40 protein-coding genes are annotated in these 23755 nt (G+C 60.4%); 6 read left to right on the top strand and 34 right to left on the bottom strand.

Annotation, left to right across the window (positions count from 1 at the left end; translation table 11 throughout):
• Window positions 1-15: 15 nt before the first annotated feature.
• From JZZ72_RS17960 to JZZ72_RS18045, 18 genes are all read right to left on the bottom strand, one after another.
• Complete coding sequence (locus JZZ72_RS17960) at window positions 16-459, bottom strand: hypothetical protein (protein WP_210014806.1); 444 nt, start codon at window positions 457-459, stop codon at window positions 16-18.
• Window positions 460-516: 57 nt separating this feature from the next.
• A complete protein-coding gene (locus tag JZZ72_RS17965) occupies window positions 517-1686 on the bottom strand; it encodes a phage tail tube protein (protein WP_100633262.1) in 1170 nt (389 codons plus the stop codon).
• 65 nt (window positions 1687-1751) lie between these two features.
• Window positions 1752-1943 (bottom strand): hypothetical protein, encoded by a 192-nt coding sequence (locus tag JZZ72_RS17970; protein ID WP_210014807.1) that lies wholly within the window; start codon window positions 1941-1943, stop codon window positions 1752-1754.
• A gap of 726 nt (window positions 1944-2669) precedes the next feature.
• A complete protein-coding gene (locus JZZ72_RS17975; RefSeq protein ID WP_210014808.1) occupies window positions 2670-3077 on the bottom strand; it encodes a phage tail terminator-like protein in 408 nt (135 codons plus the stop codon).
• The gene (locus JZZ72_RS17980) at window positions 3074-3502 is read right to left on the bottom strand and encodes a hypothetical protein (RefSeq protein ID WP_100633256.1); all 429 of its coding nucleotides are present in this window, start codon (window positions 3500-3502) and stop codon (window positions 3074-3076) included. Before JZZ72_RS17980 ends, JZZ72_RS17975 begins: the two co-directional genes overlap by 4 nt.
• 2 nt (window positions 3503-3504) lie before the next feature.
• Entirely contained in the window at window positions 3505-3885 is a 381-nt protein-coding gene (locus JZZ72_RS17985; RefSeq protein WP_210014809.1) for a glutamate 5-kinase, read from the bottom strand.
• A 2-nt stretch (window positions 3886-3887) separates the two neighbouring features.
• Window positions 3888-4280: a protein singed gene (locus JZZ72_RS17990; RefSeq protein WP_100633252.1), complete on the bottom strand. Its 393-nt coding sequence runs from the start codon at window positions 4278-4280 to the stop codon at window positions 3888-3890.
• A 39-nt stretch (window positions 4281-4319) separates the two neighbouring features.
• Window positions 4320-4898 (bottom strand): hypothetical protein, encoded by a 579-nt coding sequence (locus JZZ72_RS17995; protein ID WP_210014810.1) that lies wholly within the window; start codon window positions 4896-4898, stop codon window positions 4320-4322.
• Window positions 4899-4946: 48 nt separating this feature from the next.
• Window positions 4947-5915 (bottom strand): major capsid protein, encoded by a 969-nt coding sequence (locus JZZ72_RS18000; protein WP_156858491.1) that lies wholly within the window; start codon window positions 5913-5915, stop codon window positions 4947-4949.
• A 12-nt stretch (window positions 5916-5927) separates the two neighbouring features.
• Window positions 5928-6638 (bottom strand): hypothetical protein, encoded by a 711-nt coding sequence (locus tag JZZ72_RS18005; protein WP_100633248.1) that lies wholly within the window; start codon window positions 6636-6638, stop codon window positions 5928-5930.
• A gap of 116 nt (window positions 6639-6754) precedes the next feature.
• Complete coding sequence (locus tag JZZ72_RS18010; RefSeq protein ID WP_100633246.1) at window positions 6755-7183, bottom strand: crAss001_48 related protein; 429 nt, start codon at window positions 7181-7183, stop codon at window positions 6755-6757.
• Window positions 7180-7422: a hypothetical protein gene (locus JZZ72_RS18015; RefSeq protein WP_157811426.1), complete on the bottom strand. Its 243-nt coding sequence runs from the start codon at window positions 7420-7422 to the stop codon at window positions 7180-7182. Before JZZ72_RS18015 ends, JZZ72_RS18010 begins: the two co-directional genes overlap by 4 nt.
• A 53-nt stretch (window positions 7423-7475) precedes the next feature.
• Window positions 7476-8519 carry a structural protein gene (locus JZZ72_RS18020; RefSeq protein ID WP_210014811.1) on the bottom strand — a complete coding sequence of 348 codons (1044 nt, stop codon included), beginning with the start codon at window positions 8517-8519 and terminating at the stop codon, window positions 7476-7478.
• Window positions 8516-8731 (bottom strand): hypothetical protein, encoded by a 216-nt coding sequence (locus JZZ72_RS18025; RefSeq protein WP_210014812.1) that lies wholly within the window; start codon window positions 8729-8731, stop codon window positions 8516-8518. The genes JZZ72_RS18020 and JZZ72_RS18025 overlap by 4 nt, the downstream gene beginning before the upstream one ends.
• Window positions 8732-8733: 2 nt before the next feature.
• Window positions 8734-10149 carry a DUF4055 domain-containing protein gene (locus JZZ72_RS18030; RefSeq protein WP_210014813.1) on the bottom strand — a complete coding sequence of 472 codons (1416 nt, stop codon included), beginning with the start codon at window positions 10147-10149 and terminating at the stop codon, window positions 8734-8736.
• 8 nt (window positions 10150-10157) lie between these two features.
• Window positions 10158-11459 carry a terminase large subunit domain-containing protein gene (locus tag JZZ72_RS18035; protein WP_078479689.1) on the bottom strand — a complete coding sequence of 434 codons (1302 nt, stop codon included), beginning with the start codon at window positions 11457-11459 and terminating at the stop codon, window positions 10158-10160.
• Window positions 11446-11907, bottom strand: a complete 462-nt coding sequence (locus JZZ72_RS18040) for a DUF2280 domain-containing protein (protein WP_078479688.1) — start codon at window positions 11905-11907, stop codon at window positions 11446-11448. The genes JZZ72_RS18035 and JZZ72_RS18040 overlap by 14 nt, the downstream gene beginning before the upstream one ends.
• Before the next feature lie 31 nt (window positions 11908-11938).
• Window positions 11939-12547, bottom strand: a complete 609-nt coding sequence (locus tag JZZ72_RS18045) for a putative metallopeptidase (RefSeq protein ID WP_078479722.1) — start codon at window positions 12545-12547, stop codon at window positions 11939-11941.
• 103 nt (window positions 12548-12650) lie between these two features.
• Here JZZ72_RS18045 and JZZ72_RS18050 point away from each other — a divergent pair, with 103 nt between their 5' ends.
• Together JZZ72_RS18050 and JZZ72_RS18055 are read left to right on the top strand one after the other, a co-directional pair.
• Window positions 12651-12938: a hypothetical protein gene (locus JZZ72_RS18050; protein ID WP_078479687.1), complete on the top strand. Its 288-nt coding sequence runs from the start codon at window positions 12651-12653 to the stop codon at window positions 12936-12938.
• Between the two features lie 137 nt (window positions 12939-13075).
• Window positions 13076-13285: a hypothetical protein gene (locus JZZ72_RS18055; protein WP_213085958.1), complete on the top strand. Its 210-nt coding sequence runs from the start codon at window positions 13076-13078 to the stop codon at window positions 13283-13285.
• A 31-nt stretch (window positions 13286-13316) separates the two neighbouring features.
• Here JZZ72_RS18055 and JZZ72_RS18060 read toward each other — a convergent pair whose 3' ends face one another.
• Window positions 13317-13571, bottom strand: a complete 255-nt coding sequence (locus tag JZZ72_RS18060) for a hypothetical protein (RefSeq protein WP_210014814.1) — start codon at window positions 13569-13571, stop codon at window positions 13317-13319.
• Complete coding sequence (locus tag JZZ72_RS18065) at window positions 13568-13753, bottom strand: hypothetical protein (RefSeq protein WP_210014815.1); 186 nt, start codon at window positions 13751-13753, stop codon at window positions 13568-13570. The genes JZZ72_RS18060 and JZZ72_RS18065 overlap by 4 nt, the downstream gene beginning before the upstream one ends.
• A 91-nt stretch (window positions 13754-13844) precedes the next feature.
• Between JZZ72_RS18065 and JZZ72_RS18070 the strand changes: the two genes are divergently transcribed.
• Window positions 13845-14267, top strand: coding sequence for a hypothetical protein (locus JZZ72_RS18070; RefSeq protein ID WP_088514742.1), 423 nt, complete (start codon window positions 13845-13847; stop codon window positions 14265-14267).
• Here JZZ72_RS18070 and JZZ72_RS18075 read toward each other — a convergent pair.
• The 14 genes from JZZ72_RS18075 to JZZ72_RS18140 all read right to left on the bottom strand — a co-directional run bounded on the left by JZZ72_RS18075 (window position 14248) and on the right by JZZ72_RS18140 (window position 21290).
• Complete coding sequence (locus JZZ72_RS18075) at window positions 14248-14565, bottom strand: hypothetical protein (RefSeq protein ID WP_054915222.1); 318 nt, start codon at window positions 14563-14565, stop codon at window positions 14248-14250. The genes JZZ72_RS18070 and JZZ72_RS18075 overlap by 20 nt on opposite strands.
• Window positions 14565-14936 carry a hypothetical protein gene (locus JZZ72_RS18080; RefSeq protein WP_054915223.1) on the bottom strand — a complete coding sequence of 124 codons (372 nt, stop codon included), beginning with the start codon at window positions 14934-14936 and terminating at the stop codon, window positions 14565-14567. The genes JZZ72_RS18075 and JZZ72_RS18080 overlap by 1 nt, the downstream gene beginning before the upstream one ends.
• A 152-nt stretch (window positions 14937-15088) precedes the next feature.
• Window positions 15089-15760 carry a hypothetical protein gene (locus tag JZZ72_RS18085; RefSeq protein WP_210014816.1) on the bottom strand — a complete coding sequence of 224 codons (672 nt, stop codon included), beginning with the start codon at window positions 15758-15760 and terminating at the stop codon, window positions 15089-15091.
• Window positions 15757-15903: a hypothetical protein gene (locus tag JZZ72_RS18090; protein ID WP_177346314.1), complete on the bottom strand. Its 147-nt coding sequence runs from the start codon at window positions 15901-15903 to the stop codon at window positions 15757-15759. Before JZZ72_RS18090 ends, JZZ72_RS18085 begins: the two co-directional genes overlap by 4 nt.
• Window positions 15900-16499 carry a recombination protein NinG gene (locus JZZ72_RS18095; protein WP_210014817.1) on the bottom strand — a complete coding sequence of 200 codons (600 nt, stop codon included), beginning with the start codon at window positions 16497-16499 and terminating at the stop codon, window positions 15900-15902. The genes JZZ72_RS18090 and JZZ72_RS18095 overlap by 4 nt, the downstream gene beginning before the upstream one ends.
• Window positions 16499-16915: a recombination protein NinB gene (locus tag JZZ72_RS18100; protein ID WP_210014818.1), complete on the bottom strand. Its 417-nt coding sequence runs from the start codon at window positions 16913-16915 to the stop codon at window positions 16499-16501. Before JZZ72_RS18100 ends, JZZ72_RS18095 begins: the two co-directional genes overlap by 1 nt.
• Window positions 16908-17099 (bottom strand): hypothetical protein, encoded by a 192-nt coding sequence (locus JZZ72_RS18105; protein WP_210014819.1) that lies wholly within the window; start codon window positions 17097-17099, stop codon window positions 16908-16910. The genes JZZ72_RS18100 and JZZ72_RS18105 overlap by 8 nt, the downstream gene beginning before the upstream one ends.
• Window positions 17096-17497, bottom strand: a complete 402-nt coding sequence (locus JZZ72_RS18110; RefSeq protein WP_210014820.1) for a hypothetical protein — start codon at window positions 17495-17497, stop codon at window positions 17096-17098. The genes JZZ72_RS18105 and JZZ72_RS18110 overlap by 4 nt, the downstream gene beginning before the upstream one ends.
• 211 nt (window positions 17498-17708) lie before the next feature.
• The gene (locus tag JZZ72_RS18115) at window positions 17709-18434 is read right to left on the bottom strand and encodes a replication protein P (RefSeq protein WP_210014821.1); all 726 of its coding nucleotides are present in this window, start codon (window positions 18432-18434) and stop codon (window positions 17709-17711) included.
• Window positions 18431-19219, bottom strand: a complete 789-nt coding sequence (locus JZZ72_RS18120) for a helix-turn-helix domain-containing protein (RefSeq protein ID WP_210014822.1) — start codon at window positions 19217-19219, stop codon at window positions 18431-18433. The genes JZZ72_RS18115 and JZZ72_RS18120 overlap by 4 nt, the downstream gene beginning before the upstream one ends.
• Window positions 19216-19638: a hypothetical protein gene (locus JZZ72_RS18125; protein ID WP_210014823.1), complete on the bottom strand. Its 423-nt coding sequence runs from the start codon at window positions 19636-19638 to the stop codon at window positions 19216-19218. The genes JZZ72_RS18120 and JZZ72_RS18125 overlap by 4 nt, the downstream gene beginning before the upstream one ends.
• Window positions 19635-20492, bottom strand: coding sequence for a BRO-N domain-containing protein (locus tag JZZ72_RS18130; protein WP_210014824.1), 858 nt, complete (start codon window positions 20490-20492; stop codon window positions 19635-19637). The genes JZZ72_RS18125 and JZZ72_RS18130 overlap by 4 nt, the downstream gene beginning before the upstream one ends.
• 333 nt (window positions 20493-20825) lie before the next feature.
• The gene (locus JZZ72_RS18135; RefSeq protein WP_210014825.1) at window positions 20826-21017 is read right to left on the bottom strand and encodes a hypothetical protein; all 192 of its coding nucleotides are present in this window, start codon (window positions 21015-21017) and stop codon (window positions 20826-20828) included.
• 27 nt (window positions 21018-21044) lie between these two features.
• Window positions 21045-21290 carry a hypothetical protein gene (locus tag JZZ72_RS18140; protein WP_210014826.1) on the bottom strand — a complete coding sequence of 82 codons (246 nt, stop codon included), beginning with the start codon at window positions 21288-21290 and terminating at the stop codon, window positions 21045-21047.
• Window positions 21291-21354: 64 nt separating this feature from the next.
• Here JZZ72_RS18140 and JZZ72_RS18145 point away from each other — a divergent pair, with 64 nt between their 5' ends.
• From JZZ72_RS18145 to JZZ72_RS18155, 3 genes are all read left to right on the top strand, one after another.
• Complete coding sequence (locus JZZ72_RS18145; RefSeq protein ID WP_236066291.1) at window positions 21355-22137, top strand: S24 family peptidase; 783 nt, start codon at window positions 21355-21357, stop codon at window positions 22135-22137.
• A 56-nt stretch (window positions 22138-22193) separates the two neighbouring features.
• A complete protein-coding gene (locus JZZ72_RS18150; RefSeq protein ID WP_210014827.1) occupies window positions 22194-22595 on the top strand; it encodes a hypothetical protein in 402 nt (133 codons plus the stop codon).
• A 574-nt stretch (window positions 22596-23169) separates the two neighbouring features.
• Window positions 23170-23436, top strand: coding sequence for a hypothetical protein (locus tag JZZ72_RS18155; protein ID WP_210014828.1), 267 nt, complete (start codon window positions 23170-23172; stop codon window positions 23434-23436).
• Window positions 23437-23755: the final 319 nt, after the last annotated feature.

Raw genomic sequence — 23755 nt, forward strand, 5'->3', positions numbered from 1 at the left:
CCCACAGGTATGCCGCTACTGCTTTTCCGCAGTGGCCTTGGCCTTCTCCTCGACACGGCGTGCGATGTCGGTGGCGGTGCGCAGCGCCAGGAAGTACATGCTCGGCATCTGGTTGATCAGAGCCACACAGAGTTCAGGGCTGTAAGGCGCCGGCTCGCCCGGTTTCTCTTCGACGTCTACACCCTTCCAGTCCTTGATCAGGTGCTTGGCCGCCAGCTCGACGAACAGTTCGTCGTCGGTTTCCAGCTGCACGTCTGGGATTGCGCCGATACTGAAATCAGCGGTCCCGACGCCGGCCTGCTGGTTGATAGCGGCCAGGTGGCGGTTGACCAGTGCCTGGTGTGATCTGTAGATCGGGTTGGCGATGGAGCTGACCAGGATCTCGGCGCCAGGCGCGAACTCGACCCAGCGCTGGCCGTTGATGTCGAGCTCTGGCTTTTTAGCGATGGTGATACCCATGGATTTCCTCTGCGGTAAAAGGCCCGACGCGCACCGCAGGGCGCGCCGGGCAAAGGGTTAAACGGTGACGGTGATTTCAGCGGTGTCGGTCTTGGTGCCGTCTGCTGCGCTGGTTGCCGTGATGGTTGCCGTGCCGGCAGCAATGCCGGTGACCAGGCCGGTGGCGCTGACGCTGGCGATGGCCGGCGCCGAAGAAGTCCAGGTGACGAGCTGGCTGGCACCGATCGGCGTGACGACTGCCTCAAGGTCAACCGTCTCATCGACTTCGATGCTGGCGGTGGCCGGGGTCACGGTCACGGCAGCGATTGCCACAGGGCCAGGGATGCGGGTGATGGTCGGCGGCACACGCCGGCCGGTGTAGCTCAATTCAACCTGGATGATGTCGGTGGCACCGCCATCAGGCCAGTCGCCGCTCACTTCCATCTCGGGCAGGAAGAAGGTGTAGCCACCGTCTGCGTTGTTCAGCGTGAACTCGAAGCTCAGCGCATCGCCAGTCTGCTGCGCCTTCCAGTACTCGTATGCAGTCTTCGACCAGCTCATGGTGATCGAGCCAGACGGCGTGAAGGTGGTCGGGATGATGTTGCCCGGGAACGGATTGCCGTTGCCGATGCAGCGCTGGGTTTGTACGGCGTTGTCGAACTGCAGGTTGAAGCTGTCGACGCAGGCGTTGTCTTCACCAAGCTGCACACCGTTGATCTTCAGGCCGGTGACGTCCTTGAACCCGTAGCGGCGCTGGTGCGCCTCGGCAATCGGGTTCAGGATGAACGAGGTGTTGTCGGCCTTGTCGGACCAGTCGATGGCCGCGAAGGTGGTGGTTACCGTGATTTCGTTGTCGTTTGGGACTTCGAAGTTCATGGTCGCGACCTGGGCGCCGCGGGCAATGGCCGCGATACCGACGTCGCTTGCGTACGATCCGATGGAGAACGAAATTCGGTCGTTACCCATGGTCAGCACGTTGCCGGCCCAGTCCTTGCCGAAGCATGAGGCCATGAACTCGTCCAATGCCCCGTAGCGCAGCTTGGTTTCGATATCGCCGCCAACGTCCACAGTGGTCTGGGCGGTGCCCTGGGCCATGCGGTCGGCGCCGATCTCGTTGTTCTCTTCCGTGTTGTAGGTCGGCACAAGGCCGAAGCTGACGCGGGTCAGCACGTTCCAGTCGCCGGGCGGGGTGATGCCCGGCGTTACCTCGCGTTTCCAGGCGGTTGATACCTTGGCACCACTGGACATGGGGTGTTTCTCCTATCGATAGGCGTAAAAAAACCGCCATGTGGCGGTGCAGGTTTTAGTTTTGGTCAGGCGGGAATGGTGCGGACCACGATGATCGGCAGAGGGTCGTCGTCAGGCCTGAAGACAACTTCGTCGTGCTCAAGCAGCGGCTCGGTGTACTCGATGGTCGATCCATCTTCCTGGATGGCCAAGGTGGTATGCGCAACGGCGCGGTCTACCACTTCGCCATTGATTCGAACCTTCATGGTGTCGGTCATCAGTAGGCCCTGTAGGGGTAAAATTGAGGAATTGTCGAGGATGAGGGAAAGACCGTTGAAGACGTGTAAAACCTGCCTTCTGGAAAAGCCTTCTGAGCTATTCCACGCTACAAAAAACGCACGCGATGGCTTGGCCGCTTCTTGCAAATCCTGCGCTAACGAGCGCGCCAGGATATGGCGCGAGCAAAACAGGGAGCGTCACCGATCTTCATCCAAGGAGTATTTCTACAAGAACCAGGTCGCGTACAACGAGAAAAGCGCGACCTACTACCGCGAGAATCGAGAAACCCAAAAAGCCAAGCAACGGGTTCGCAACTCGAAAAACTCAGCGCAGCAGGCAATCACCCATCGGGCTTGGCTTGCGGCCAACCCACAATGGCGAAAGAACTACTACAGGCAGGTTCTGAGAAAACGCCCTGACTTCCGGGCGAATATGGCGCTTCGCCGGATACTCCACCGGCTGCTTCGCCTTACCGGAACAATCAAGAGTTCTCGCTCTTCCCAAATTCTTGGCTATAGCGCCGAGATGCTTAGGTGTCGCATTGAGTTTCAGTTCAGCCCTGGAATGTCATGGTCCAATCATGGCGAATGGCACATTGATCATCGGATACCAGTTTCAGTCTTTCTCGCTCGCGGAGAGACAAGGCCTCAAATCGTCAACGCACTTAGTAATCTCCGGCCACTATGGGCTGCGGATAACATGAGCAAGGGTGCGAGGTGGTCCGCTTAATAGGCACGGTACGGCACGCTGATATTTACCTGATACCAGCCGTGGCCGTCATCGCCCACAGTACTGGCCGAGGCCGCGTAGCAGTCGAATGGCCCGGTCGGGTCGCTGTAGAACTCAAAGTGCTGCACCAGCGTGTCGGCGGCCTTGGTGATGGCCAGGGTGCCCTTGTAGCTGGGTACGAACAGTTGAATGATGATGATGCCGGTACGGCGTACGCAGGGGCCGATACCGACCTCTGGCGCGCTGCCAAGGCCGGGGATGTCCGCCAGGCGGGCCCAGATGGCCCTTCCGGCAGGATCGAAAGGCGCATCGCCATTTGGCTCAAGGTCAACATCCTCAGGCGGGATTCCAGCCCACTGCTGCATTCGCCCGATGACGATGGCGCGGATCTGTTCGAAGGTCATGAGTAAGCCTGCGAAACGCCGTGAAATGCCACTTCGTAGACGCCACCCGGCGCCTGGGTCGAGTGGCCTTCCTCTATTTTTTCGGCGTAGGGTAGGTTCGTTTGGATGTAAATTACGGTGAAAGGCTCGAGGCCTGATAGCTGGCGATTGCCCTCTGCTATCGTTTCTGCGCCGTTCTTGTCGATCTTGGTCGTCTGCGTGTAGACGGGAGCGCCGACACTGACGATGTGGCTTCCACGAAAGCGGCCACCTGTGTACCCAGGTGGCGGCGGCTTCTTCCAGAGCTTCGGGTTGCCGACCGGTGACTTGTAGACGATCTCTCCAAGCATGGCCATGGCGATCGCCCTGGAGCGCTGGGTAAGCGCGCTCTCCACCACACCGGCAAAAGCACTTGGCGGCGTACTCCACCCTCTCCCCTTGGCCATTGTCACTTCCTCAGCTGGATCTCGTAATGGGCCTTTGCCGGGTCAATGCCGGGGCTGATGACTCGGTACTTGGCCTGGCGGCCGGTGAGCAGGTCTTCGACCGTGACTTGGTGTCCAACCGCCGGCTTATCCGTGACCTCGTTGGCCAGGCAGATCAGCAGCACATCGCCCACCAGGATGTTCACGCCATCGATGCGTCGGCTGTCGTAGCTGTCGAGCACGCCGCGCCCGGTGTATGTGACCGGCTGGGCAGTAGTCGTTTCGCTGATCGGATCCCGCACGCCCGGCCCCAGGTAGGAGCCGGTGAATGGAACCACAGCATCAGCCAGATCATCATCGAAGGCTTCGGCCAGGTCGGCCTGGATATCGTCGCGAAGACCCATCTCTACCCCCTCTTCACAGCGAAGGCGAACGGGTTGCTGCGCCAAGGCGTGAGCAGGGCCAGAGCCAGCTGCACGCAGGCAGGCTGCGCGGCCGCGGTGGTCTTGTCGATCGAGCCGAAGGTCTTGCTGGTCGTTACCGAGCCGGCCTTGACGGTCTTCGCCTCGAGCGAGCCCTCGGTCTGCTGCTGGTAGAGCTTGCCCTGGGCTGCGCACTTGGCCAGCCGGGCGCCGGCCTGCTTCACGTCGTCAGGGATGTCGTCCGTATCGATTCCGACCAGGTTGAGCGCGGTCAGGTAGGCATTCGCCTCGAACGCCGCCTCTTCCTTGTGCTCGTCAGCCGCCCAGCCAGCCCCGAGGATGCTATCCACGTCGGCCACAGTGATGTAGGTAGCCATCAGGCCTCCGCTTGAATGAGTGGGGCCGAAGCCCCGGTATTACTTGGGCAGGTCGTCGACCAGCTTCTGCAGCGACTCTTTCGAGGCGTTGGCGCGGTAAGTCACGCCGGCCTTGTCCAGGGCAGCCTTCAGCGCCTCGACCTCAGGGTCGGCGGCAGCAGCTTTGAGGGTCTCGATCTGCTTCAGCAAGTCGGCCTTCTCTTGCTCCAGGTCGATTACCTTCTGGACTTCGCCGTCGCGCTCGCGCTGCAGGCTGGCGATGCCGGCATTGACCGCTTCCAGCACCTGAAGCAGGCGGCCTGCGGTTTCGCCCAGCTCGCCCTCTGGACGATCCAGGCTCTGCTCGGCAAACGATTCGACGATCACGCCAATGGCGGCCAGCTCAGCCGTCAGTTGATCGACCACGTCCTGGCTCAGTCCGCCAGCCTCGACAACCACGGCCACGGCTTTCAGCTCGGGCCGAATGGTCACCTCCGGCACGTCCTTGGCCTCACCATGGCGGCTGGCAGCGGCGTTTGCGTCGACGATGACCAAGCCATGCTCTTTGGCCAGGGCCTTCACATCCTCCTGGTACTGGTGGAACGGGCCGGCCAGGTACCAGATGTTGTTCTTGCTCATGCTCACGTCCTCAGTGGGCCAGGCCATAGGCCCAGCCCACCATCAGGGTTACTTGGAAGCGTCACCGATCAGAGCCACACCGGCGGTGTGCTTGATGCTGGTAGCGGTCTTGTCCCAGTTGGTACCGGTGGCCAGTTCGGCATCGGTCGGAGACTTGCCGCCGGCGGTCACATCCCAGGTGTAGCCCTTGAGGCCCAGGCCGAAGGTGTAGTCGGTCTGCAGCGTGGTCTCGATCCGCTCTTTGCCGTTGGTGGTCTGGACGTTACTGATGATGTCGCGACCGTCGTGCACCAGAGCCGCACCCTGGACCAGAGACAGGATGATCTCCTTATCCGGGGTGCCGTCCTGCATCAGAGCAGGGGCATCGGTCACAACCGAGACCTTGCCGAGGATGTCGATCACGCGGACGTTGCCGGCCTGGAACAGCTGCTGCTGGTTGGCCAGGTTCTGACCGACCAGCTTGTGGTAGGTGGTGCCCTGCATCACCTGGGTGACCAGGTTCTGGCTCGCATCGCCGAACTTCGCGTGAGCGTTGTTCAGGCCGGCGTAGGTGATGCCGGCGGTGGCCGACACATCATTGACGGCGGCGGCCTGAGCGGTGATCGCAGCCACCAAGGCGGCGATGGCGGTGTTCAGTTGGTCCTTCAACAGAATCTCGGCGAATGCGCGGGATGCTACCTCGACGCCTTGCGCAGTCGGGCGCTCCAGCCAGGTCATCTGCGATGGCTCGTAGCGGATCGGACCGAAGCCACCAGCAACCTTCACCGAGGTATTTTTCAGCTCGGTCAGGTCGGTGATCGGCGCGGTGCCGTTGGCTGCGTAGCGGTCCACGCGGCGCTGGGCAGCGGCCAGGGTCTGGAAGAACGACTCTTGCAGGAAGTCGCCAGTGAAGCCGTCCGGGGACAGCACGATGGCGCCGCGGCTGGCGGCGTTGAACGCAACGAGCATCTGATCCAGCGTCTCGATAGTCGCCGGCATGATGTATTCGTTGAAAACCTGCATTTGCGACAGGGACATGGGTGTATTTCCTTATTTCAATGGAAGGTCTGGGAACCGGCTGGCCAGTGCCGCCGTGCGTTCCTCTTTGGTGCCGCCGATGTTGCCTCTTGCGGCCCCGCCGCCTTTTCCAGCACCCCCGGCCCCGCCGCCAGATGCCTTGCTGCCAGCGATCAGCGGGCCAAAGGCCGGATCGTTGGTGAATTCTGCTTTCAGCTCGTCCAGCGTTGCCGCCGAGAGCTTGCCGGCGGCGTCGAGCACGACGACGGTGGGTTTACCGTCGCGCTGCTCGACGCTCAGCCGGCGTTCGATGTGGGGAAGCAATGCCTTGGCGCTGCCTGGGACAGCCAGGGTGGTCGCGATCTCGGTGGCGGTGCGGCCCACGGTCAGATCCCGGATCTGGCCTTGCAGGGTGCTGTTGGTGCTTTCGAGCTGGCCGGTCAGTTCAGCCTCGCGGCGTGCGTACTTCTCGGACCAGGACTTTTCTAGCTCCTCGACGTTGCCCGACTTGCGGGCCGCCTCTTCGCGCTCAAGGCGAGCGGTTTCCTCGGCCTCCTTGCGCGCCTTCTCGGCCGCCTTCTTCTCACCGAGCAGTTCGTCAACCTTGGCCTTCAGGCCGCTGACGTCTTCCTGCTGCGGGAGCCCGTCGATGCCGAGGACGAACTTGCCGTCCTTCTCGACGTACAGGGCTGCTACCGATTCATCTACGCCTTCGAGGCTGTCCAGTTGGAATTTCAAGGTCATTGCTGTCTCCCAGAGACTTGGTGCAGGCCCAGCCTGCGGATACAAAAAAGCCCCGGCTCAGCCAGGGCTTGGAATTGCGCGCCACAAAATGGCGGTTACCTGATTTGTGGAGCGAATCAGAACCCGTGAATTCGCCGCGCCAGAATCGAGGAGTACTCGCGCATGCACGACAGCTGCGCGGTGAGAAGCTCGTCATCCAGCGCGGTAAGGCTCTTGAAGGCTTGCGTTTTGGTGAATGCGTCGAGCTTGGCGATCTTGTCGTCGAGCTGCGCCTTCTCGGCAACCACGCGCACCTGATGGGGCTGGTAACCCTCGACATCACCGATCGGTAGGTACGCAGCATCAAACTGAGCCTTAGGCGACCAGCTGATGTAGCCCTCATGGGACGGATGGTTGGGCGCACCGCCATCGGTGTACTCGACCAGGTAGCCTTCATCGGCGCCGTTCTCGTCTGCTGGCAAATCCCAGCCACGGTATTCGTTGTATGCCAGGCGGGTCATTGCCAATGCCAGGATGATCTTGGTACCGATGTAGCGCTGATTCATGGATTGCTCCCGGCCGACAGCCTGGAAAGCTGAAGGCTCAATAGGTGGTTGAGGTGGCTATTCAATTTTTCCGCGAGGAACTTCAGTTGGGCGCGCTGCACATCACTGAAATTGTTCTCCGCGAGGAACAAGGCATGGTCACTCAGAAGGCCGACCGTCTCCCGAATGGCTGACTCCAATGGGTCAACGGTGAATGCTGGAAGCGGCTGAAGGCGCGCCAATTCGGGTTTCTCTTCCATGCTGGTCCTCTCAGGCCAAAGCAGTGATAACGGTAGGATGAACATTGGTGGCGTCACATTCCGGCCCTCTCGAAAGCCATCGGCTCACGTTCGCGCAGCTGCTTGAGAGTCAGGGTCTTGCCGTCGTCGTCCACGAACCGGTCGATGGACAGCTCGCCCTTGCTGAACAGCTTGTAGCGCTCGGGGCCGAGCACATCCGACTGGAACGCCGCCGGCTGCCTGGCCAGCCACTCGCTGTAGCTGGTCTTGCTGCTCACCTGCTCGACACCATCGGGACCGATAGAAGGCCGGGTTGATCCGGGAATCTCACGGGCGAACTCGTCTTTCAGCACCGGGATGAGCGTGGTCCGGCACCGCCAGTGATACGGCGGCTTCGGCCCGTCCAGTGGGATAACTGTCTGGTCGATGCTCATGCAGAACAGCGTGGTCCGACTGTCCAGGGTGGCGATCCGGCGCATCCCCTTGAGGATGTCGTCGTTTTCCTTGAGCACTTCGACGCGCGCAGTGGTAGCGATGTGGTTGGTCATGGTGTTGACCAGGGCCTGAGCCTGATCGCGCTGCTGGATCCCCAAAGAGGTCAGGCGGCGTGCGATCTGGTCGGACGTCTCACCCAGCGCGGAACCCATTCGGATCTCGCTGATGATCTCAGCGCTCTTCTTGGTGCCGTACTGGTCGAGCGCACCATTGATGCTGATGCGCTGCCGGCTCTTGCCGACCTCCAAGTCGAAAGGGTCAGCCAGCGCCGCCGCGGCAACCTGCACGATGCTCGGTCTGTTCAGTTGCACGACCGCCTTCACGACCTTGCCCAGCAGGGTCATGTTGAATTCGGCCTCATAGCCTCCAAATTCGGCAAGGTCGAGCACAGCCTGCTGTTTCATCTCGCCGTAGACGCCCGACAGATCGCCCTGCAGCTCTTGGATCTGCTTCTCGTACCGTTGGGTTCCGTATCGGCTCAACCCTTCCGATACGCGCGATTTGGCGGTGCCAATGGCCTTGGTGATGAACTTGGCCAGGCGCTTGAGGCTGCCGCCGGCGTAGCGCTGCACGTGCACCTGGTGGCGAGTCGCTGCGTCGGACAAGTAGCCGTCACTGCTCACTGCCGCGGGCCTTTGATGTGGTGGATTACTCGACCCCCGCCATCTGCCAGAACCACGATCTCGGTGTCATCGAAAGGCACGTTCGCCACGACGACCGATTCCTCGTTCAGGACCTCGCATCGAGTGGATTTGATGATCACCTCGGCACCTACATCGGTGATACGCCATCCGCTCGATCCGTCGCTGTTTCGGTAGAAGCGCTTCAGGTACATCGCTACTGCTCCTCAGGGTTATCGTTGCCGGTCACCGGCGGCTGCTGGGCGATCTCTTCGTCGATCTTCTCGTCGCTGCGGTCTGCCTCGAGCACACCGCCTTGGCGCAGGTTGACCCGCACGTCCTTCTTGGCGATGAAGCCCTGCTGCCACAACTGGATCTGAGCCAGGATGTCCTGGGCGGTCATGGTCTCGTCGAAGAACGATTGGTTGAGCCAGAAGACCGTCCCGGCCTCGTCCGGATCGCCAATCATGAAGCGCTCAGCGTCAAGGATGGCCCGCTTCAGGGCCTCAGAAACGTTGCCGGCGATAGTTCCCAGCACGCTGTTGTCGGAGCTGTAGCGGATGCGCACGGCCTCAGCAGTCTCAGCGCCGCCCGCCTTCTGGACGATGCGAGCGCCGATCATCAGCATCTGCTCTTCCTTGTCCTTCAGCAGCGTCCGAGCCAGCTGGCTCTCGGTTGCCTGGACTAGGTTTGCGGTACCGCTCTTCCCGAGGTTGTAGCCGCGAGTCGAGCCGATATGCATGCCGTTCGGGTTCAGCTTGGCGAACTCATCTGCGCTGATGTCGGTCGTAATGAACAGGGTAGGCTGGCTGCTGATAAACCCGCTCTCCTCCACCGTGGCGCTGTTACCGTAGTGCAGGATGTTGACGTCGGCCAGGTCTTCCAGGGGCGACTTGTCGACGCTGGCGTCGTTGTTCTGGGCGCCGTAGAAGCTGAACAGGATGTGATCAAAGGGGCGGCCGTTCTTGTCGAGAGGCGCGACCTCGGTGTAGGAATTGCCGTCTTCGGTATAAACGCGCTGGACGTAGCGGCCATCAACCAGCAGCAGCACTCGGAACTGGGTGCCCATGGTCCGCTCCAGGCTCTCTGCACTGAACTCGGACACGCTCTCCAGCAAGCAGACATAGACAAGACGCTTCACGCCATCAATCACCTGCTCGTTCCAGTCGATGATCGACTCGGCACCGTAGTGGTGAATCAGCGCGCTTCGGCCTTTCATGTCGGCCATCGAGGAAACGCCCTCAACTGCCGGGAAGTCCACCAGGAACCCACCACGGCCGGCATCCAGGCATTCGCCTACCGCTTCCTTCGAAAGCTGTTCCAAGCTCGTGCCGTCGCCGCTGGCGTTTTCCTTGAGGTACTCGACCCCAGCAGGCAACTGTAGCTCGGCAGTCTTGCGGAACACCGCACCCAGCAGGCCGGTGCGCGTGCGCCCGGTAATGTTCAGGAACATCGCCCGCTTCTTGTACTGCTTGTACCGCGCATGGTTCTCCGGTGATTTGTTCTCCGGGTCCGGCATCGGCAGATAGATATCGTGCTTGCGCACCTCTCGGGCGCCAGCCACGCAGCGCTTGACCAGCTGCCAGCCGGGCAAGGCCTCCGAGTACTCTGCCCGGGGGAGGAAATTAGGCATGGATGGCCTCAGAAAGTGAACGAGATCGGCACGTGAGTGACCGGCCTGCTGATCGGGTAGTCGTGGTGGATGAAGTAGCCGCCAGCGTCGTTCGCGTGGTCCACGCCGGATTTCTTGTCGGGCTCGCCGTTGGCTGCCCACACCTGCTGCTCCAAGCCATCCGCATAGGTCGGGCAGCGCAGCGGATTGATCAGGTAGCGACGCTCGCCATTCGCGTTGCAGAACATCGCGTTCATGGCGTTGATGCGGTCTTTCACTGGCGGGTTGGCGTCGGGAGCGATCACGCCGAAGCCGGCCTGGCGAAGGATTGCGATATCGGTCTCGCTGGCATTGACCGACTTACGGGAGCCGCCCGAGGCATCCGGGTAGATCCTGATTTCGCAGGTTTTCTCGAAGTCCTTGCCGTTGTGCCGCCAGTAGCGCTCCTTGATGCGCCGGATCATGTCAGGGGTATCAAAGCCATCGATCAACTCATCAACCGCCCTGGGTTTGCCGTCTGCGCGCTTCACGTGCGTGATCGCAGCCATCTTGCCGACGTTGAAGTCCATGCCGATGAACAAGGGCTCGCCCGGCTCGACCGTGTCGAAACAGGAATTCAGCTTCCGGTCGTAGGCGTGGTAGATCGAGCCCGCGTTCAGGTTGACGAACTGGCCATTCAGGTACGCCAGGATCAGCTGGGCCGGGTATGACTCCATCAGCGACGGGATGTAGTCCGGGGGCAGGTTCAGCTCGTTGTCGAACGTGCTGGCCTGTACCAAGCCGTACATGCCCTGTAGGGCTGGCTTCTCGCGCAGCTGCTTCACGAACTGCTGATAGACGAACTTGAATCCCTCGGGGGTGGTGGTCACATCAACGCCGTTCTTCAGCCCGGGCACGTTGTAGCGCATCCGGGCAATGATCTTGCGCCAGGCGTGCTCGGCCTTCAGCGCTGGCAGAACATCGAGCTCGTCGACCAGAGCGTGCCCGATCTTGAAACCCACGATGGTTTGCGGCTTCTCCATCGAGCGGCAGATGGTCGTGCTGCGGTACTGACCGCCGCTGTAGAACTCGACCTCTTTGTCGCTCTCCTTCGTCTTGACCTTCAGGCCCCAGTCGAAGGCGACCTCCTCGATCGTCGGGAAGAAGATGTCGCGGATCTGCGGGTAGGTAGGGGCGAAGTAGCCGGAGTCGATCCGAGGCCACTCCCACACGTGCTTGCACAGCGCGGCGCAGCCTACCCAGGTCTTGCCCGAGCCAAACCCAGCCACGAAGCCACGGAACTTGTTCTCCATCCGGAGGAAGTTAGCCTGGGGCACGTTAAGTGACGGCATCAGGCTTCCTCGCATCCACCACGTCTACCTGCACCCGAGTGGGCGGCACGTTGTCGTGGGGGTTTTCGTTCTTGGTCTGGCGATTCACGTAAACATCGCCGACCTCTTTGGCCGCCTGCTCCAGCAATTGGGCAGTCAGGGCCATATTCTTCATGGACTCAGCCTTCTCGGCCATCCTTCCCAGCGCTCGGAGCCGGAATGCCCGGTTGGCAATCGGGATCTCAGATGTCTCTTCACGGAACCGCTTGCGCGTGTCTTCGAACAGGATCCGCCAGCGCTTGGCCAAGTCTCGACCTGCACTCTTGGTCGGGTCATGGGACTCGCACTGCTGGCGGCTCACCTCTATGCCGAATTCTTCTCGGACAGAGGTCGCCACCTGTGCTGGGGTATCGAAACAGGCCAGGGCCTGAACGATAAAGGCTTTCACCTCGTTGCTCAGGGCCGCCATAGGTTCAATTCCGTCTTAGGTCTGTCAAAGGTCAGGCAGACTTGAGCAGACAGGTTCCGCAGGCCCTCGAAATGTTGATCTTGGCCACCTCAGGCGGCCGGCTTGCAGCTTCAATCAGCTGCTGAACGTCTTCCCCTGCTCCATAGCGGCGAACCACACCGACGAACTCTTCAACGTCGTGCCCGCGCATCTGTAACTTAGGGAGACCTTCTTGGGTGAACTTGGGCGCGCCGTACTGATCGGTCGCCTGGGCTATGTGGTAAAGCTCGTGCTCGACCAGGGCGCAGAACTCCGCGTCGGTGCATTGTGCGCAGTAGTCAGCGGCAAGGGTGATCAGGTATTCCGGCACATCGCCGAACCAGTCCCGAATCTGCTGCTCTTGGCGAGCCTTCTGCCAGCCACCGGCGCGGAACATGACCTGCTCGGCCTGGCCTAGCACCACCCTTCCCTTCTTGGTGAATCCAGAGGATGCCCAAAGCACGCCGATGTTGGCGTCGATCAGGTGAGCGTGGTCTTCGTTGTGGATGCTGCCGGTCTCGGCCAGGATCTCGCGCTGTATCCACCCCCATACATCAGATGCTGGCTGGAGCGTGAGCCACACTGAGTCGAGCAAATCTATCGTCGGTAATGGCCTGTTCATCCTGCTGGTCTCCACCGGTGCAAGTAGTAACTGCACCATGTTGAATAGCGCCTGCGTGCGCGTGGTGATTCAATCGACAGGCACTTAACAAAAGGAGATGTGCATGGAATTTTTGAAACCCCTGAGTATTTTTACTTTTGGCGCCTACTCCGCTGCCGGCGTAGCTGCAATGATCGCTCTCTACTTCCTCTTCTACGGGGCGCGATGCATGGACTTGTGGATGAAGCGTCAGCCAATGCCTTCTGACCGCGTTTGGGCATATGTCGTCATTGCCGCAGTGCTGGGTCTTATTGCTGGTAGCTTTGTTCAAGGGTTAGCAGACATCTACGCAGGGTGCGCGGCCTACGGACAGCCTGTAGGGCCATGCCTATTCCAGCAGATCGTCCAATAGGCAAACAGTCGAACCTGATTGGTTGGCGCTTTCGATCGCCTCCCAGTCGGGTTGCTTGGTTGTCATTCAGCTTTCTCTCATTGCATTGATGGCTGATTGCCGGTATTTGTAAAATCCCAAAAAGTGAGGGAACACCCATGAGTAGCGTTACCGAATCAGTAATCGGCGCAAGCAAAAATGACACCGATAAAACACCCAAAACCGCTAGGGCTTACGCTGTAGCGGCGGCACTTGAGGTCATTGCGCTATATGCAAGCAGCGGGAATCCTAAATTCAGCATGAGAGACCAGATGAGCAAGCTCTCTGACTATGCAGACATGATCCAAGAAGCCCTGAAATTGAAGTGACCCGCCAGTGCCGCGCTAACCTGCGGCACACCTACCCTTCCCCGCCGTCCAGCAACACATCAATCAGCTTCTGCTCGCCCAGGCGCATTGCGCCCAAGCACTGCAGGTCATCGCATTTCGGGCCAAGACCGAACACGGTCACCTCTCCCTTCGCTCCGATCAGCGTCAAGGCGCCTACGGTGCATTCGGGATGCTCGCCAGCGTCCAGGTCATCAGCAATCTTGCGCAGTGTCTTGGCGGTGTCGCGCCACCCCTCGCGCTTGAGCTCAACAATCTTCATGCTCATGCAGTCACCTGCTGTAGCCACTCTTCAATGATCCGCCGCACCACTGGCTCGGTCAGGATGGCGGATGGCTTGGCGCCCTTCGCGACATCATCCAGCAGGGATAGGGGAATGACGTGAGCGGCGTCACTGGCATGCACAACCAAATGCGGCTGCTTGCTCTCGATGTCTACTACTTCACCCATGTTCACTCCCGCGCCACAAAACGGCGCATGTCGATTTCGTGGTGCGGTGGACTTATCCTATCCGCGAATGAATTACCCCACAGGGATCGGGATGACCAAGCTAACCAAGATTCGTATTGCCCTCACGCTCGGTGCGATCGTAGGAATCGCTCCTGTGACACTGATCTTCATATGGGGACTAATCTATTTGGTCATAGCCATCGTCTATACGGATAAGATTGCCTTGCCAGTGACGATAATCGCCATCTCTGTACCGAGCCTATGGGGGTGCTGGAAATCCTATGCAGCCGCAATGGCGAGCAAGCCCAGGCACCCACGTGACTGGCGAGTTATCGCGTCAGTCATTGTCGCCACTTTCTGGGCCTTCCCATGCAGCGCGGCAATGAGCTGGGATCTCACGATCCTATTCACCTTCCTCATGCCGGGATTGACTGCAGCGATCATGCTCGCCGTGACCGAGTGCCGCGCTCGCAGGAATGGTCAGAACGGCAAGGTTACGGCGATACCCGATTGAGGGCCTCATCAGCCTTGTCGGCTGCCTTGGTCGCGGTAGTCGCCGCCTTGGTGGCCTTCTCGGCTGCCGTGCTGGTCTTCCGGGTCAGCTCATCCAGGCGATGGTCACGCTGCAGTGTGGCCTCGTCGTAGGCGGCACGGATCTCGGCGACCTGCTGGCGGTAGGAATCTGCCAGCGCCCACTGCCCGAGCTGGAAGCCGAAGAACACCCCGCCGGTGACCAGCAGCATCGCGATGAACCACACCTCCACCCGACGCCACCAATGGCGAGCCATGAATTGGATTGCGCACTTGTCCATCAGGTAGTCCCTCCGAGCTTGATGCGCAGGCGGGCGATCTCGTCGCTCTGCAACGTCACCCGCTCTGTGAGGTTGGCAACCTGACTGGTCAGGGCTTCAATCTTCCCTTCCATGCGGCCGACGGTTGCGGCCAGGTCATTGCGCTCTTTGGCGAACTGGTCGGCGCGGGCCTCGGCAAGCTTGCGGGCCTCGCGCTCGGAGTCGAGGAGCTCATTCAGCCGGCGCACGGTGCCGATGTCGGCGTTATCCATGGCGCGGTCAGCGGCATCCTTGGAGAGGAACTTGCGCAGCCAGAGGAAGCCACCCAGCAATACAGTGCCCGTTCCGCCCAGCCAGGTAGCTGTGCCTGGGCCAAGGTCGGTTGGGTCCATATTTGCTCCGCCCCGTCCGGGACTCTTGAGGCCCTCTTTGCGGGCAATAAAAAACCCGGCTCAGTGGCCGGGCTTTTGTGGTCACTCCTAAACGCGCAGGAATGACAGGATGGGTGAATATTCGGCGAACCGGCAGGCCCTGTCAAGGCCCTCTATGCAACATCTTGCTCATCGAAGAAAACGCCCTCCTTGGCCAGAATCTCCCCAGCCTCCAGAAGCGCCTGATTCACCAACGTATCCAGCCCCTTGAATATCTTCCTGCGCCAGTCGCGCCTGGTGCGCTCCGGCGTCCCGTCGACGTCCCAGGTGTTCATGTCGTAGTTATGGGCTGGCAGGATGATGACGCCTTCACATGGCGCCTCCTGACGCTGCTTGAGCTTGGCGTTGATAGCCTTCTGGGATTTCGCCACAGCCGCCTTTCTCCAGGCCGGAGCGTCTTCATCCACCTCAAGCGTTACCTTCTCCGCAGGAGCCCGTTCAGCGCCACCCAGCTGCGGATATGCCCACGCTGTAACTGCTTTGGTGAGGAACAGGCGCGGAGCAGGCGAAGACACGTGCGATACGATCCGCCCGATAGCGCCGACCTTCGATGCCATGTGCGTTGAGTAGCAAGCGTTCAAGACCATCCAGTGCTTAGGCTCCAGGCAAGAGTGAAGCCTGCCAAACACCCAGCAATCAGTGAGAAAAGCCGCCTCTTTACCCACGATCTCGCCTTTGAGCTTGCTGGCCTGGATTTTTGGCGTGTAGTCGCAGCCGCCGGCGCTATTGATCGTCTCGGATGCCAGTGCACGAATTACTGCGGAGATAACGTCGCGATAGATCATTGCCCACCCCCTGCCCGCTTGGATTTCCTCAAAATGAATTCTTCGTAGCTGCGCTTACGGGCGACTGCGGCGCCCCAAGCAATCACGGCGCCGGATGCCACAAGCATCACTGCCAGAATGAAAAACGCCAATGCTGTGGTCATGCTGCAGCCTCCTTCAGCTGTTTGATCTTTGCCCGGTACTCGGCCTTGATGGCCTTGAGGTCGTCGATGGTGTACTTGCGGGCCTGATGAGGGCCTTCCAGCCAGGCCACCCGGTCAGCGCCGATGCGCTGAACCAGCCGGATGCGGTACTCGACCGCGTTGCCGGACAGGTTTCGATTGCACTTCACACACTGGCGGTGCACGTTGAGCGGCTCGAAGCGCAGTTCCGGGCACGCGCCCACCGACCGGTAATGCCCGGCGTCCCAGCGGCTGCCGGTGATCAGGTCGTGGTCGCTGGGGAGCGAGTCGCAGCTGATGCAGGGCAGGTGCTGGTCGCGCAGGCGGATGTAGGTGTTGAATTCGGCCTGGGCCTCGCGCATGTAGTCGCCGCGGCTCTTCAGCTTCTCCTTGCGCACCTTGACCTCGCGGCGCTCGCGCTGGTCGATGGCCTTGCGGGCCTTGTCACGGTTCACCGGCGCGATGGCCAGGCCGCAGGCTGGGCTGCAGACGGCCTGGCCCAGGCGGCGCGGTGGGAAGCTGGCACCGCACGCAGGGTTCTTGCACTTCTTCGGGCGCGGTTGTTTGGTCGCAAGCATCAGTAACGCCCCTCCCACAGATCCTTCTGGCTCCAGCGCACCTGGTGCTCGGCGCCGAAAGCCTGGATCCACTCCAGAAGACTCGCGCACTGCTTCACGCTGAGCTGGCTGGTGCGCTCGTACACGACGTCGAAGCCGTTACCGTCTACCGCTGGTATCAGTTGGGGCTGCTCGCCCGCCTCACGCAGCCAGGCGGCAGTCAGGAGTCGCTTCCAGATCAGAACGTCCCACTTCTTGCCGGCGTGCTCGACCTGCTTGGCGATATCGCTCAGGCAGGCGTGGAGCTTCTTGTTCTGCTCGCCGCTGCGGTCCTGATCCTTGATGACGATCTTCTTGGGCCGGGTGAAGTCCTGGGCCTGCAGGTGGCCCAGCAGACGATTGACGTCCGCCATGCTGTGCATCACGAAGTCAGTCACTGAACACCTCAATGCCCCTTTCCAGGTGCCGGTCATGCCATACAAGGCCGAATGTCTTGGCGGCCAGCGCCCGGCGTCGCACTTCGGCGTCACCGTGCCGTTTGAATAGATCCCAGGTGACGTACCATTGCTCAAGGGAGGAAAGCGCTATCTGAATGATCCAGTCCATCCGCTCCTTGGTCATGGCGCCACCTTCAGGCCCTGGGCCTCGATCGCTTCCTTGGCCTCAACTCTGCGGCACAGCCCGAATATCTCGTCCGCATCCTCAACGTCGCTCATGCTCGGGACGAATTCATGATGGCGGTGCGAGTCATACGCTCCCTCGAAACCAACTACCTTGGGCAGCTCCACCACCACAGCAGCGCGGGATGCCTGCCAGGCCCACCAGGCCATCTCTACCCAATACGTGTCGTACATGCCGCGACTTCGGCAGTGCAGCTTGTATGCAGTGGGCGGCTCATCAAAGTCGCCGTCACGCTTGAGCATGTGCTCAGCTGTGGATCGGTAGTCTTCGCCAAAGGCGCCCACTTGCCGATCCACGAATGCTGCCTCGAACTGCTCGCGCATATTGTTGGTGTCCATCAGTGCTTCTCCTGCGAGCGCGGGCGTCCTACAAGGGACGACCGCCAATGACGAGAGGGCTTCGCCTCAACGCTGGGCTCTATTTCGCAGCCGCCGGATAGCCATGAGCAGGCACCAACCTTCGGCATCTTCTCGTACCACCACCATTGGCCATTAGCGTCCTGAGCTACCCAGTTCATGTTTTCCGGGGCATCACTCCAATCTGGCTTACTCACACCCCCTCCCCGGCCGGCTGCCCGGCGCGCTTGATGTTCAACTTGGCCATCAGCTGCGCACGGCAGGCTGCGGCTGTGGTTGGGATCTGCTGGATCTCCAGCAGGCGGGCCTGCTTCTGCCTTGCATGCTCTTCGGCAAGCTCGGCGGCGCTCTTCTGGCTGTCGTGGCCGATGCCGGTGGCGATCTTGCCGTCGAGTGCTTGGCCGTCCTGGGCGCGGCGCAGGACGATCTGGTAGGCCCGGTCGAAGCGCGCTTGCAGCCCCTTGTCGCTTTGCTGGGCGGCGCGCAGATCGAACAGGCCGGTGGCCACAGCGGCGATCTTCACGCCCTCGTGGCTGTAGATGCCCATCAGCGCCTCAATCCATGCATCAGCAGGTGCAGGCATGCCGAAATCCTCAGGCGTCGGCTGGCACATGGCGATGAACTCGCCCACGCTCGGTGCGAAAGGCTTCTTGAGCTTGCGGCACTTCTCGATGCCAAACTCGATCTGCTCGATGGTGCGGATGCCTTGGGCGGCGAACTCCTTGATCCATTCTTCCTTGGCGGCCGCCAGAGCCTCTGTGGATGGCCAGGCTTGGCGCCAAGCAGGGAAGATGCCCCGGAGTCGCCTGAACAGGCCGTTAACCACCTCAGCGGTCTCCAGAGAGACCACAACGGGGCCGCCGTGCAGCTCTGGCGGACGGTTCTGCATGACCGCCATCAGTTGGTTTGCTGATTTCATGTGCGCACCATCAGCCCTTCGGCCCAGGTTGAGTCGTTGAAGTCAGGTTCGGATACTGGCCGGAGGCCCTGCGCCCCGGCGCCCGGCAGAACCTTCTCCGGGAACAGGCCAGTCCAGCCGTTGCTGATCGACTGGTTGATCACGGCGTCGGGTGCGGGGTGGCCGGCCAGGGTCTTGGCTTGGCGGTCACAGGTGGTCTTGGTCAGGCGCTTGCCGATCTCGCGACGGTGCTGGCACCAGTCCGCCCAAACGGAGGCGCTGACGTTGTCCGGCTTCGCAGTCAACGGGTCGAACTTGGGAGCCTTCTTCGAAGCCGCAGGAGCGTCAGCGACTGGCCCCTTCGGTTCTTTGATGGTTCCTTGATGGTTAATTGATGGATTGGGTGCAGCTCCTGCACCCCGTTCTGTCGTGGTTTGCACCCCGTTCTGTCGTGAGCTGCACCCCGCTGCGTCGTCATTTGCACCCCGTTCGGAACCGGGTGCAGCTGTTGCACCCCGTTCTACGCACAGGTCGTAAACGGTCGGGCGCCGGTCGTGACGGTCGATATAGGCGCCGGCAATGGCCTGATTTCCAAGGCGAATCACCCCGATCTCCAGCAGGTGGTCGAGCTTGTACTTCACCGTGCGGATGGACAGGCCGGTGTCATCGCTGATGCTCGCGGAGGACGGAAAAGCCCCTCGGCCGTTCTTGTCGGCGTAGTTGGCCAGGACCAGAAGCACGTATCGCGCAGTGGCGTCTACGATGTCGCGCTGCTCCAGGGCCCAAGACATGGATTGAACGCTCACTTGGCACGCTCCAGGGACGCAGCTTCCCTCTGTTGGCACACCAGCATGAGGGCCGCATTCCGCTCTTCACGTGCTGTCTTCCCACGTCGCCGCATACCGACGACATGCCGGTACGCTCGGAACTTAAGGCCGGTGCCAGATGGCATGTCGTGCGCAGCCTCCTGCAGATCGCAGCAGACATCGCCGTAGCAGAAGGCTCCCCACTCGCTCTCACGGAAATCGGTCGAACTGAGATCGTTGACGTAGAAGTCACGCGCTGCTTCGCAGTGGCCGCAGGTTTTGTAGGTTGACACGTCGCCCTCCCATAGCCCCGAGACGTATTCGTAGCGCTCCCCTGGCTCGATGTGGCCATGGCATTCGGTGCAGGTGTGACGCTTGCGCGCAACGCGGTGCGCTTCGGTGTGGAATGCGGGAGTCATGCTGCACCCCGCACAGCCTTGTCGTGGGTGTGCAGGCCGTCCCAGTTCTTCTTCATGGGCAGATGGCCGGCCAGGTACAGCTCGTACAGGCGAACGGCGCCCTTGCGCAGCAGGATCGGCGTGAAGCTGATGAAGGGCTCCCTGCCGTGCGGGGTGATCTCCTGCTGATGCTCGGTCATGTACTTGTCGCGGGCGTACGAGCCGACGCGCCAGCGGGTGCTGGTCTTGCTCTCGTTGTAGAGCCAGCTGCGGCCTTCCAGGTAGTGGCCGATCTGCATGACGTTGACCCCATTGAGGCCCTTGCAGAACTGGGTGGCGGTCATGCCCTCCTTGAACAGGTTCTCCAAGTGGTCGATCTTCTTGGCCTGGGCCTCGACCTGTACCGTGAGCAGCACGCGGGCTTTCTCCGACTCCAGGGCCATCTGGAGGATTTCCAGCTTGCTGAGGTCGGCGGGCTGGGCCGGCGTGCTATACCCACCGGTTTTGCGAATGCTAGGCAGAACTTCGCCCACCACCCATTCCTCGAAGCGTTCGGCTTGAGGCATCTTGGAGCGCATGACCAGCCGGTAAACGTCGCGTTCAGGGATGATGTTTGCCGAAGGCCCAAGGGTGAACGAATCGTTCACCCCTACTGGACGCGGGCTTTTGCAGTGGTCGCGCACTGCTTTCTGTGGGTTGGAGTAGCCCAGGCCTTCCGCCACATCCCTGGCAGAGAACCAAGGCTCTCCTTCGATGAGTACGACGCGAACTTCGAACCCTTCGAAATTGAACAGGTTGACTGTGCGCGCCACGAAATTGTGGCTCGCATTTTGTGGCGCGAGGGCCACGGTATTGATTTGGCTACCAAGGTGCATATATGATTGCCTCGCACATGTGTTACGAATGCAGTACAAGAAGCCGGTCTAGCCACCGGCTTTTTTGCGTCTGCAGTTTGGGTTTTGGTGTTTTCAACGGCAGTTCCTCATGAGTCCCTCAGGGGCTTATTAGCCCTTGCGAAACGACCGAACATTGCTTCGGCCAGGCTCTGTTCTCGTCATCCGGTTGAGAGCCTCATTGATGATTTGTGCCGCCAGTTGCTCAGGGGTTAAGCCCTTCTGCCTGGCGAGATACGCCAGATCCGAATTGCCCTTCCCGTCGAGCTGGACTCCCAGCTCTTTGCTTTCTGGCACAGGGCCTCCTCGGCCACTTCAGGCCACGTCAGTCTTCGCGTTAAGCTCTTGCATCATCTGGTCGAGCCCGCGCTCCAGGATTTCCCGTGCGAGCACAGCTTTCTGGGTCCGCTTAAACCTGGCCATAGCGGTCAGGAGGTCATCAGCCGCCTCATCGAGACGAACCTTGGTGGGTTTGTCGTGCAAGTGGTCGGGTTCGAAGTACGACATCAGGGGTACCTTTGCGATGTGAATTGGTTAAGCAGCAGATTCAGCGGAAGTTGCAGCAATGGCTGCGAGCTTCGGGAAAAACGAGAAGGCCGAGACGCGACCTTCCGTTGCCTTGTGCAGGCTTGCGGCGACGTCTTCGGATGGCTTCCGATGGCCTCCAGCGATCAGCCACAGATAGCCGACCGAGATTCCCGACTCATCGGCTACACGCTGGCGCTCCATTGCTGATGCACTGGAAAGCCAGGTCTGCATGTCAGGGATGGGGGTTTTCATCTTCTTCACCTTTCCGGGAGATAAACCAAATTTATCTCACTGATAATTTTAAGGCAAGAATTGATTGATCGCGGCGATTATTTATCAGCGAGATAAAAGCAGGGATCATCCGCGCATGGATACGAACACAATTCGCAGAGAAAACCTGCGGGCCCTTGCAGCCCGCTACCCGACCCAGGCTGAATTTGCGGAGGCTTGCGGCACAGCTCCGTCAGTTATCAGCCTGATCGTCTCCCCAAATCCAAAGCGTAATCTTGGACCGAAGCTCGCCAGGAAGATTGAGGCTGCCGCAGGCCTTCCTCATGGCTGGCTGGACCAAGCTCACGAACAGACGAAGCGTCTCATTGAGCCGAACGCCTCTATCGAATCGGAAGGTATTGATGAGTGGGCTGACGACACCCCGCTCGACGATGACGAAATCGAGCTCCCCTTCCTCAAAGAAGTAGAGCTGTCCGCAGGAGGCGGGAAAACAGTGATCGAGGTGAGCGGCACCAGAAAGCTACGCTTCGGCAAGTACACCGTGCGCAACATGGGTGTGCAGCCAGACCAGGCAGTTTGCGTGTCGATCTCAGGCAACTCGATGGAGCCAGTTCTACAGAACGGCGGCACGGTCGCAGTGGATCGCTCTAAGAACAAAGTGGCGGACGTTGTTGACGGCAAAATGTACGCACTGAACCACGCCGGCCACGTCCGGGTGAAGCAGCTCTATCGCACGGCGCGCGGCGGCCTACGCCTGAGAAGCTTTAATCGCGATGAGCACCCCGACGAGGAATACACCGCTGATGAATTGATCGCCGAAGACATCGCGATCATTGGTCGAGTCTTCTGGGGCGCGTCGTTCTTCTGATCCTTCCCGGCGATGGCTCGATGTTATGATCGGGATTTATTTAGGAAGGGAAACCTATGCTCTCTCTACTCCGCCGACTGGCCGTCGTCTCCGCCTTCTGCTTTATGGCAGGCTGCGCATCAGGGCCTACCCCGCAAGATATCGCAAGCGCCGATTACGGCAGCTCCATTCCCCAGGCCCAGGCCGAAGAGCGGGTCAGGCAGTATTTCAATGGCACCCTTAAAGACCCGATGTCAGCTCAGTACCAGTTTTCACAGGTGAGCAAAGGCTACATCGTGGGTGGCGCCGTTGAAGGTCGCCCGCTCTATGCCGGGTACATCATCTCGGTGAACGTGAACGCCAAAAACAGCTACGGCGGGTACACCGGCAATCAGGCCTACCAGTTCCTTTTTCAGAACGGACTGCTCGTCAAAGGCCTGAAGGTCAACCCCGGCGGCATGAGCATGCCGCTGTTCTAGATCCACCCGATCAATCAAGCCCGCCTCTTGCGGGCTTTTTTTCGTCCCGAGAAAAGACCTCAGATAAACGACCGATCATCATCTGGAGATAAATTTATCAAATTGATATTGACAGCCATTTATCGCGCAGATAAATTTACCTCAACGCAGCGACTCACCCGGTCCTGCATAGACCCTCAACCGGGCCGCCGCTCTTTAACATCCAGCGCAACAACCAACAGACCGCATTGCCTCTACCGGCGACCGGCGCCAGACAGCCCCGAAAGGCTGCCCACGACAGGGAGAACCCTGTACGGCTGACGAAGGCGAAATGCCTTAACCGTGTGAATGACCTGGCAAGCAATGCGCCCCGCCTTCCCCGGCGGTAGTAGGGAGGAATCAAGCTGTGCCCACCGGTAACCGGCGGCGCGGTGAGTGACCAGACAACAGAGTGCGAACTGGGCAAGGCCCAGGTGGTAACCAAGGCGCACATGAGCCAGCGACCGACGCCAGTAGCGGGTCGCGGCGATACAGAACGATTCACTGAAGCACCTGGGCGACCGGGTGCTTTGGGAATTCACTGGAGGAAATGAAGATGCGACCAGTTATGACCATGGCGGCAGTGCACGATGATCGTGGCCGCCGCACAAGGCTCGAAGACGCGGCCGAAGGCAAGTTCCACGGCTGGGGCGTCGAGCACGAAGAGTTCGAGAACGGCCCAGGCAACTACAGCGTCGCCATCGTTGAGATGGCAGACGGCACGGTTCAGACGTTGATGCCGTGGGCGATCCGCTTCTTGGATGGCGAAGATGCCAAGCAGCAGGCGCTGAATGACTTCCTCGCCCGGCCAGCAATTGGCTGACTGATTCCCTGACAGCCGGAAAGACGGCCCGATGCCCTGCTCCCCATCGCAGGCTGCATCGGGGTGTGATCTGAATGCGCAGGTTGATGCGCAGGGAAAGACCCAACGGGCTTTGCACGACTTTCCTTACCCGACTCTCGTGCATCGACGCTCCGTAGGGCTACTCATCTAACCACCGCCCTTTGATGCGGCAAGCCGGAACGAACGCAGCACCGGCCAGATCACACCCCGATGCATCCCCCATCCCCTTCCCTTCACATACGACCGCATTGGCAGGCGCCAGGCCACCTTTCACGGTGGGTTTGGTCACCTTCGCCTG

This window comes from Pseudomonas palmensis (assembly GCF_017848315.1).
Taxonomy (GTDB): domain Bacteria; phylum Pseudomonadota; class Gammaproteobacteria; order Pseudomonadales; family Pseudomonadaceae; genus Aquipseudomonas; species Aquipseudomonas palmensis.